This window comes from Methylobacterium sp. WL64 (genome assembly GCF_008039945.1).
Taxonomy (GTDB): Bacteria; Pseudomonadota; Alphaproteobacteria; order Rhizobiales; family Beijerinckiaceae; genus Methylobacterium.
The window spans coordinates 1-8876 of sequence record NZ_VRVA01000165.1 but is presented as its reverse complement, the minus strand read 5'-3'; the positions used below and the strand labels follow the sequence as shown (position 1 = coordinate 8876).

At 63.2% G+C, this 8876-nt stretch carries 8 protein-coding genes; 2 read left to right on the top strand and 6 right to left on the bottom strand.

All coding sequences use genetic code 11. The features are described from left to right. Both FV242_RS30850 and FV242_RS30845 read right to left on the bottom strand, forming a co-directional pair. A partial coding sequence (locus FV242_RS30850; protein ID WP_147941586.1) for a methyl-accepting chemotaxis protein occupies window positions 1–1074 on the bottom strand: 1074 nt, incomplete at its 3' end. A gap of 258 nt (window positions 1075–1332) precedes the next feature. Continuing rightward, window positions 1333–2886, bottom strand: a complete 1554-nt coding sequence (locus FV242_RS30845) for a formyl transferase (RefSeq protein WP_147910491.1) — start codon at window positions 2884–2886, stop codon at window positions 1333–1335. A 410-nt stretch (window positions 2887–3296) separates the two neighbouring features. On the opposite strand from FV242_RS30845, the gene FV242_RS30840 reads away from it, so the two are divergent. Then, complete coding sequence (locus tag FV242_RS30840; protein ID WP_246692967.1) at window positions 3297–4613, top strand: VpsF family polysaccharide biosynthesis protein; 1317 nt, start codon at window positions 3297–3299, stop codon at window positions 4611–4613. Here FV242_RS30840 and FV242_RS30835 read toward each other — a convergent pair. From FV242_RS30835 to FV242_RS34950, 3 genes are all read right to left on the bottom strand, one after another. Continuing rightward, window positions 4558–5229 (bottom strand): class I SAM-dependent methyltransferase, encoded by a 672-nt coding sequence (locus FV242_RS30835; RefSeq protein WP_147910492.1) that lies wholly within the window; start codon window positions 5227–5229, stop codon window positions 4558–4560. The two genes, FV242_RS30840 and FV242_RS30835, sit on opposite strands and share 56 nt — an antisense overlap. 426 nt (window positions 5230–5655) lie before the next feature. After that, window positions 5656–5883, bottom strand: a complete 228-nt coding sequence (locus FV242_RS35905; protein ID WP_147941585.1) for a hypothetical protein — start codon at window positions 5881–5883, stop codon at window positions 5656–5658. Window positions 5884–6390: 507 nt separating this feature from the next. Continuing rightward, entirely contained in the window at window positions 6391–6567 is a 177-nt protein-coding gene (locus FV242_RS34950; RefSeq protein ID WP_187278630.1) for a hypothetical protein, read from the bottom strand. A 620-nt stretch (window positions 6568–7187) separates the two neighbouring features. Here FV242_RS34950 and FV242_RS30820 point away from each other — a divergent pair. Next, window positions 7188–8258 carry a hypothetical protein gene (locus tag FV242_RS30820; RefSeq protein ID WP_187278629.1) on the top strand — a complete coding sequence of 357 codons (1071 nt, stop codon included), beginning with the start codon at window positions 7188–7190 and terminating at the stop codon, window positions 8256–8258. Window positions 8259–8293: 35 nt separating this feature from the next. On the opposite strand, the gene FV242_RS30815 is transcribed toward FV242_RS30820, so the two are convergent. Further along, window positions 8294–8599 (bottom strand): hypothetical protein, encoded by a 306-nt coding sequence (locus FV242_RS30815; protein WP_147941583.1) that lies wholly within the window; start codon window positions 8597–8599, stop codon window positions 8294–8296. Between the last annotated feature and the right edge of the window lie 277 nt (window positions 8600–8876).

Sequence of the window (8876 nt, the reverse complement as noted above, 5' to 3'; positions counted from 1 at the left end):
GTTGCCGGCCACCGCCTCGGCTTGCTCGCGGATCGCGTCCATCGCCTTGGCGGTGTCGGAGACCGCGCGCAGGCCCTGCCGGGAGGTCTGGGCCGTGGCCTGGGCGGTGGCGATCACCTCGGTGGCGCGCTTGCCGATCTGGGCGCCGGAATGGGTGATCTCGTCCATGGTCGCGGCGGTCTCCTGGACGGCGGCGAACTGCTCCTCGACGGAAGCCGCCTGCTCCTGGGCGGAGGCACGGATCTCGGCCGCGGCGGCGTTCAGGTCCGAGGTGGCGGCGCGGTTGGTCCGGGCTAGATCGGACAGGTTGGCCACCATCGCGTTGAGGCTGCGACCCAAGCTGCCGATCTCATTGTGGCCGCCCGTCCCGAGTGTGCCGGTGAGGTCACCCTCCCCGACATGCTCGACGAAGTTCATCACGCGCACGAGTGGACGGACGATCAGGCGATTGATCGCGATCCCGATGGCGGCACAGATCAGGAGTGTGAGCAGGGTGCCGCTCCACACAGCGAGGCTCTCGTTGCGCTCAGCCTGCGCGACGCGAACAGCCTGCGCCGCGCGGGTCTGTCCTTCTAGCCTGTCGATGGCGGCGAGCTTGTCGCGCAGCGTGTCGAAGAACTGCTTGCCCTTGCCTTCAGCCTCGATACGCACCGCCTCCGGTCTCGTCGTCGGATCTGCGGCCTGACGTATCGCGGTCTCGCCGATATCGGCCTGCCAGGCGCGGGCTGCCGTCACGGCATCGGCCAACAGGCGTGACCGCTCGGCATCGTTGCCAATCAAGGTCCTCAGACGGGGGATTGTCTCCTCTAAGGCAGGCCGTCCCGCTCGATACGGTTCGAGGCTGCTCTCACGTCCGGTGATCAGGTAGCCGCGCAGTCCTGTTTCTTGGTTGAGCATGGCGGTACGGATGGCGTCGAGACCCCGGACCACCTGTGTCGAGCGGTCGAGGGCGTCGGTCGCATCCTGCAGCTGGTTACGTGTGATCAGAACCGCCCCACTACTGAGGACCGACACCAGCGCGATGACGCCGATGGCGCCGCCAAGCGTGCGGTTGAGGCCATACGTGTTCGGCATGCTCGGTTTTTCCTGCGCAGTCCTGCAGACGGCTTCGATCGACGGCCGCACCCATGACGGCATCGCCAATAGCGCTCAAACTGAGCTGGAGCGAGCAACAGGCTACACGATGACGAGATGGCAACAGCGGCCGAGTACGTGACGATAGGTGAGCATGGGCTGGTTCCCTGCGCCCCGCCCGTGAAGCCTCGGCCGGGCAGTCGCGTGAGGGTCGGTGCGGCGGAACTGGACACCGCAAGCGCCGACTCACGGCCTGGATCAAACAGAGGCTACCGCAGTGTCCGAACGCTGCTTCGCCCTGTCGCTAATCATCGCTTTGATACGCGAAGCGCGGGCAGATCCATCGATGCACTCGATGCCGCCGGCGGCGTTCAGGGTATGGAGGTAGTTGCCTGGCCAAGCTGGACCGGGCGTGATCCGACTGACGATCGTCTGCGCGAACCCGTCAGGGTCGAGGCGGTCTATCCGTGCCAGGCTCAGGGCTCGGCCGTAGCCTTGCGAACAGTCCTGTACAGGGCGGATCAAGACGCCCCCGCGTTCGACGATCCGCCCAGCTGGGCGAGCGGTCGAGGGATCGATCAGGACCGGGTTGGCCGGATGCGACGCGAAGGGCCCGCGGAAATCTGGCGCTGACCAGATGTGGAGCGTATCATGGTAAGACCCCGACCCGAGCGGGGCGTCTAAGCCTGCATCGCGCACGGTCGCGAACATCCACCAGCGGCCCGCATGCTCGACCAGAGTTGCATCGCTGGCGACCACGTCGGAGAGCAGCGTCGCCTCCTTGACCCAGCCTCCGGGATAGCGGGTCGCCCGGTAGAGATCGACCCGGCCGGCTGCGGAACTCTCCGGCACCATCCAGACCGCGCCGTCGCGCTCGAACACGAACGGGTAGGAGAGGTGATGGGGCTCTTCCAGTACCGGTACGGGCGTGCCTTCGGGGCCGTTAGGGCCGAACCGGACGGCCGAGATGATCGCCTTGCCGGTCGCGTGCGGAAATTCCTCAAGGAAGACGTGCGTGCTCCCGGCGTAGGCCAGCGGGAACGGATCGGCATAGAACCGGCGGCCGTCATCCTGCAGGTTATTCCAGCCAGTGTCCGGATGACGCCCGAGGTCGATCAGATCCGGTCCGTCGAGAAGGCGCCATCCGGTTCGCCAGTGCGGAGCATGGTAGCACAGCCGGTAAAGGCGACTGACCACACTCCTGGCGAGCAGTCGCGCAGACCGCTTTCCTAGAGCCGCCGCCGGGAGGACTGGGACGACACATTGGACGAGATCCGCCCTAGCCTCACGTTCCGAAGAGCCACTCAGCCGATCCCTTAGCGCGGCTGTGACGACCGTAATCGTTCGAGCCAGTGCGTCCTCGAAGGAGATGGCTATCGAACCCTGATGATCTGACCCAAGGATCCCGCTAGCCACGACGCGTTCATCTTGGATCAGTTCAAGCCGTGGCACACGTCCGGCGAGGAGACCCATAAGCAAGCCGTTTTCGCCGATGCCGCCATCGTAGGCTGGGCGCCACACAGGACAGGCGGCGACCGCATCACCACAAAGATCGAGAACCAGATCTGCCGCGATGGAGCGAGCCCAGGCTGCCAAGTCCGACGGCGAAAGGTGCAACGACCCGCCCAAACCGAGCCCGTAAACCAGCCCTTCAAGCCGGAACAATAGATCGGCACTAGCAGGCCAACCCTTTGGACCCGGTGCAATATCGACGCTGACATCCTGAATGCCGGGCGTGTCAGAGATCCGCTGTAACAGCGTGGCGTGCCAACGGCGTGGTCGGGTGCCGTCCAGACGAACTCTCACGTGCATGATGAGCGCGTCCCCACGCAGCGCGTCGACCCGCCGAATATCGGCTGCAGGTCCGCTCTACCGGCCAATCGGTAACAAGATTGATAACTGGCAACGTAAGAGAGGGATTTGCTGCGGAGCGTTTACCAGATGCCCAGTGATTGCCGCTGATATCGGCACCCATCAGCGGGTTTTAGGGATTTTCACCAGTCTAGGCGCCTTATTATGGCCACGGGCGGTGACTGCCGGAACACCCCAAGCTCGGAACGATGGTGACCGATCGTGAGACAGATCGACCATAGCGGTGCTGTCACTGCCCCACGCGCGCCAACCTCTCGGCCCCTCATGCCGAAAAGGCTTTCGGCGTGACGACCGCCCAACCCGCCGGCTTCGAGCGTCGGCGTGCCTCGTGGTCGCGATCGGGAACAACCTTGAGCGGAGCCGCGCGGGCGGAGCTGCTGACGTTCGTGGTTTTCACGCTGCTTCTCGTCGGGTTGTCCGGCGGCCTTCTGTGGACGCTGGGGTTCAACTACGAGGGGATCACCGGCTCGCCCACCTCGAAGATCCATCCGACGACTTACCTAGCGATCGCCATGTGCGGCTGGGGCATGCTGCGTGCCGGCAATCCCGTGATCCCCGTTGTGCAGGCCCTAAACCGCAAGCCGGCCTGCGTACTGCTGGCGATCTGCGGCGTGCTGCTTCTCGTATTGATTGCGGTCCGCGGTGGAACAGGTCTGGCTGGCTCGATCGATACCTTCGTGCTGGCGGGTCTCGTCCCGATCCTGTTCATGGATCGCAATGCCGCCACGTTGGGACGGCTGGAGAACGTCTTTCATTTTGTCATGTTGGCCAATGCCTTGCTGGGGCTATTTGAGTTTGCCAGCGGCCAACGCTTCTTCCCGTTCCGCATGGACGGCATGGCGTTTGAGACCGACACGCGCTCGGCTGCGCTCCAGGGCCATCCACTTACCAACGCGACGGTGACGGCCTGTTACGTCTTATCCCTCGCCATGGGCGGCGGGAGGGTTGCGCCGGCCTTTCGCGCTGCGATGATCGCCCTGCAGCTCGTAGCCCTGGTCACGTTCGGTGGGCGGGCAGCCACGGTGACGACCCTAGCCTTCGGTGGAATGGTTGGACTCGTCGTTCTCAACCGAACGCTACGCAACAACCGGATCCCGCTGGCCGGGGCTGCGTGTGCGTGCTTCGCCCTGACGATGGCACCGGTTGTCGTGGCTATCCTGGCCACTGTGGGCTTCTTCGACACTCTGCTGAACCGGTTTGTCTCCGATGGCGGCAGCGCCCAAGCGCGGGTCGACATGCTGGCGATCTTCGACGCTATCCCGTTCCGGCAGCTGCTGCTGGCGCCCGACCTCTTGCAGGTGAGCACCCTGCGGCGGATCTACGGCCTGGAATGGGGCATCGAGAACTCGATCATCTCGGACGTGCTCTATCACGGCGTTTTGGTGACGGCTTTGCTCGTCTTGGCTGTTGGGCTCTACCTCGCTGAGGTCGCCCGAGGGTGCCGACGCGGAGTCTGGCTGCCGATCCTGGCTTTTATCATCCTGGTCAACACCTTCGAGGGCCTCGCCGGCAAGACCACGATGCTCGCCAAGTTCGCCCTGATGCTGATCGTCCTGTTCCCGCTGAACCGGCTCGCGACCGCCACTGGAGGTAGTGGCGAGCCGGCTCAGGTCAGGCGCCCTGGAGAGCGCCGCGGCCGTGGCCGTGCGCTGTATAGGACTTCGTGAAGCCGAATAGGCGCTCGCGTACGAGGTGGGCGTCGGGCAGCAAGGCACGCATATCCCGCGCGCGAAGCAGGTGCGTGTTGTCGAAGTACGACTGCATCTTCTCCGGCGTGGGTCGGCTGAGCAGGGCCCACAGACCAAAGCGGATGAAGCGCCGCCCGAACGGACGCGGCAGCCAGTGGATCGCCGGCAGCACAAAGTGCGGTTCGATCGGGAACGCGTAAGCCGGTGTCTGGACAAAGTAGCGTTTGCAGACGCGACGTACTTCGCTGCAAAAATGGGCCCGCTGTTCGGGGGGCACGTGCTCAATCACCGAGTTACAGATCAGAACGTCGAAATGGCCATCCGGATATGGGATCCGCGTACCATCGTAGAGCTCAATCTTAAGCGCCTGCAGCTTGCCAGTGTGGCTGCGAGCTGAGCCATCGTCCTCGATGTTGAGAAGCGTCAGATCCGCTGGGATCATGTCCTCGGGCATTTGCTCCCAAAAATGGCGTGAGCCACCGAGGTCGAGCACGCGCAGACGTGGCAAATCCGGGCAGCGCTCACGCAGCACACGGCTGCGGCGGCGGCGAAACCGTCCCGAGAGAGCATCGACGAACGCAACCCAAGGATCCATGTCCAACTCTTTCCATGCAGTAAGAGGGTTGGATTGTTTTTCATCGGATCGCGAACGCCTGTCTAGAGAAAATGCCTCTATATCGACCCTTAAAAAGTGGAATACGCCGTCTAAAACGGATCATGCTTTACGCAGCACATGCTGCCAGAACCGCTATTAAGCCCTACAGAAAGAGCTTCAGAGGTTTGAGGTAAGGAGAGGTGGCTAAGCGCGCTCGTCTCACGTGCAAGCCGCCCCGCTCTCAGCGGGGGCCGAATGTGCCGGAGGCCATATTGCGACGAGAGCAGGCGCAGGCACTGACGGCCTGGCAAGGCATGCGGCCGCGAGCTTTACCCGACTGTCCGGCCGTAAGGGCTAGACAGCGTAATCGTCAGAGAATTGGCGCAACGAAAAAATCGGACACCGCAAGCGCCGACTCACGGCCCGTTATTGAAGGCGGCTGGATCCAGTATTGGCCCTGATCCAACGGGGCGAGAGAATGTCGCCGTCCTCTGTGATGATCCAAGGCTGCGCATCGTCTGCGTCTATGGCTTCAGCCGCTGCCGCAAGAGCTTGGCGTAGCGTCGGGAACTCATGACCCTGTGCGACGTGCGCTGGCCCCTGGCCAGGCCACACGGTTAGCTCGGCGCGCTTGTCGAGGTCGGCTCGCGTCATGCTCTGCTCACGGCTGTTGCGGGAGCGAGAGTGCCTACCGCCGACATGCGGCGAGCGAGTGACAATCTGGTTAACGGCTGGTTTCGCTAGACCGTGATGCCCATGCAGCGGGTGCAGGAGGACACTACGGCTATGTGCTCTGGTCGGAGATTGAGCATTGTTTGTTGCATCGCACCAGCTTAAGTGTGCGTTGCGGGATCGCGATGGCGTCGCAATCCTGCTGCCTTGAGAAGGGCGTTTCCTCCCTAGACTTCGGGCCGCTCCTTTGGGGGTGGCCTTTTCTTTGTCCGGGACGGCCTCGGTATCCGAACCAAGAGCCGACAGCAAGCAAGATGATGCCGTCTGCGGTGATCCGCGACGGAAGCTTGAACGTTATCGATCATGATGACGTTCAGCCCAGGACCGATCGAACCGATCCGTCTGGAGGACTGCGGGGCTCATTCCCATCAGACGAGGCGACCGGCGACCTGCGCGGTTGTCCCGTCCGCGATCTGCGCCTCAAACTAGCTAGGCCAAGCCATCCTTGGCTGCCTTGTCTGGATCGTCAGGTTTGCTCTCGGCGTCTTGCACCACGTCTTTGCTCTCGGGCCCGCTCCCGGTCGTCGGGTCGGGCACGTTGATGTTTCGGATCGGCACCGTTGGTGGCACGACGCTGATGCCATGAGGCTTATCGGTCTCGGTCATCGCTATGCCGCCCCCCAGTGACACCGGCACGTCGTGCGGACCAGATGATCCGCCCAGCATCATCCCTCAACGTCGCAGATCCTGCACGATTGGCAATCAGGCCCGCGAACCGGGTATCGGCATAGGCGATCGCCTCGGCATCCGTGCCCATCACGATCTGCTCGGCGGCAACCGAGAGACCGCTGGCGCAACGCCGGTGGATGGAGCATTCGAGGTGGAACACAGCCATCTCAAGGGGCAGGCAATACCCTTGCCAGAATGTACGGGTCGATCGGCGACGATGCCCGTCCGGAGAAGGGGCGTGTCATCGGGCTTGGGGCCGAGATGGAGAGCTTCTTGATGGCTGAACGTCGTCTACGGCTCCGCGCTGCTCGGATGCCGGACAACGATCCTCACGCCGATCGAGCAGAGTTACAGCGGCCCCTGCGAGCCCGGCTGGGTCCTGGCTCGGAACGTGAGCGTCAGCAAAGATCAAAATTAGCGTCAGTTGCTCAGGCAATAAGTACTACGACTGCTATTAACCATCGCGTAATATTCGTTAATAACTCGTTGACGCGATACCGCTGTTTGTGAGGAAATACGTAGGCGGGTCGGTGCCCGCCACGTCTTTCGAGGTCGTTATGGTTTGGTTCTCGGCGCTCAAGCTCACGCGTCGCATGGGCACGCATGTGCTGGCGAGCCTCGCAGCCGCCCCCTTGGCCCTCCTCGCCGATACGAGCTCCGCCAGCGCTCACGTGAAATGGTTCTGCGCCTACGACGTCGCCGGGCAGCCACGCGGCCTCGAACAGGTGCTGTGCACTGACTTCGAGTGGCTCGCTGGTCTGGCCATCCTTTGCCTGATGTTCGGGTGCCTGGCCGAGGGCACGCCGCTGGGCGGTGCCCTCATGAACGCGTTGGATCGCGTGACCACCCGGATCCGGACCGACACCGAGCTGCTGGTCCGCGCCACGCTGGGCTTCTTCTTCGTCTCGCTCTGGGAACTCGGCGGCATCATCCTCACCCCGGAGCTCAAGACCGACGTCGCCTGGATCCCGTGGTTCCAGCTCGCGCTGGCCGCCTGCCTGATCTGGCGCAGGACTATGCCGCTCACCGGCCTGGGCATCGTCTTCCTGTTCAGCTTGGCCACGGCGCAGTACGGCGTGTTCCACCTTGCCGACTACCCGGTGTTCCTCGGGGTGGCGGTCTACCTCGTCTGCCAAGGCCTCAACCTGAAGCCCTTCGGCCTGCGTCCGCTCGACATCGTGCGCTGGACCGCCGCCATCACGCTGATGTGGGCCTCAGTCGAGAAGTGGGCCTACCCGCAGTGGACCGATCCGCTGCTAGCCGCCAAGCCGCAGATGACCATGGGTGCGACGCCCGAGCTGTTCATGCAGGCGGCCGGCGTCATCGAGTTCACCCTGGCCTTCGCGCTGCTCTGGACCCCACTGGTGCGACGCGCCGCGGCGATCATCCTGGCCGCGATCTTCGTCTCGGCGGTGTTCGAGTTCGGCAAGGTCGACGCGATCGGGCATTCCGGGATCATCGTCGTGCTGCTCGGCATCGCGGCCGACGACATGCGCACCGCAGTGCGGGTCCGCGACATCACGTGGGCGCCGGCCTACTACGGTGGTGCGCTCGCGACCTTCCTGGCGCTGTACTACGTCGGTCACGAGGCCCTGTACGAAGGCCTCACCGGCCTGCCGGTGATCTGAGGCCGCCTGATAGATGGAGCTCGGTCGCCACCTTCCTACTGGACGTGGAGGGTGAGCTTCATCTTCGGGTGGATACCGCACTTGATCACGAAGTCGCCGGGCTCCTTCAGCGTCAGCGTGGCCTGTTTGCCCGGCTCTTGGTCGCCGGCGTCGAACGCGAACCGATCGGCCTCGATGAAGGCGTGATGGATCGCACCGTCGTCCCCGTTGACCAGGACGATCGTGTCACCTCGGCGCAGAAACAGGTCGGTGGGGGCGTATTGCCGCCCCTTCTGCAGCACGACGCGAACGACATTGGCAAGATCGGCTTGGGCCGGTCCGAGTGCGAATAGCCCTGCCATGAGCGCGATAGGCGTGCTGATGAGAAACGTGCGACCTAGATTGCATATCGGCACGGATACAACCTTGATAAGTAATCTTCGTCAAACAGCCCTAGACCTAAAAGGCTGGGTACCGCCTAACAAAGATCAGTATAGTCGCCTAAAGGTTCCGGGTGCCTCGCGCTCAATTTGCGAAAATGCGCAATCTACGCGTTAATATCAATAAATTATTAAGTCTAATCATTCGTGGATAGTTCAGGCGTAGGGGCCACCGAATAGGTCGCCCATCGCTTTGCGC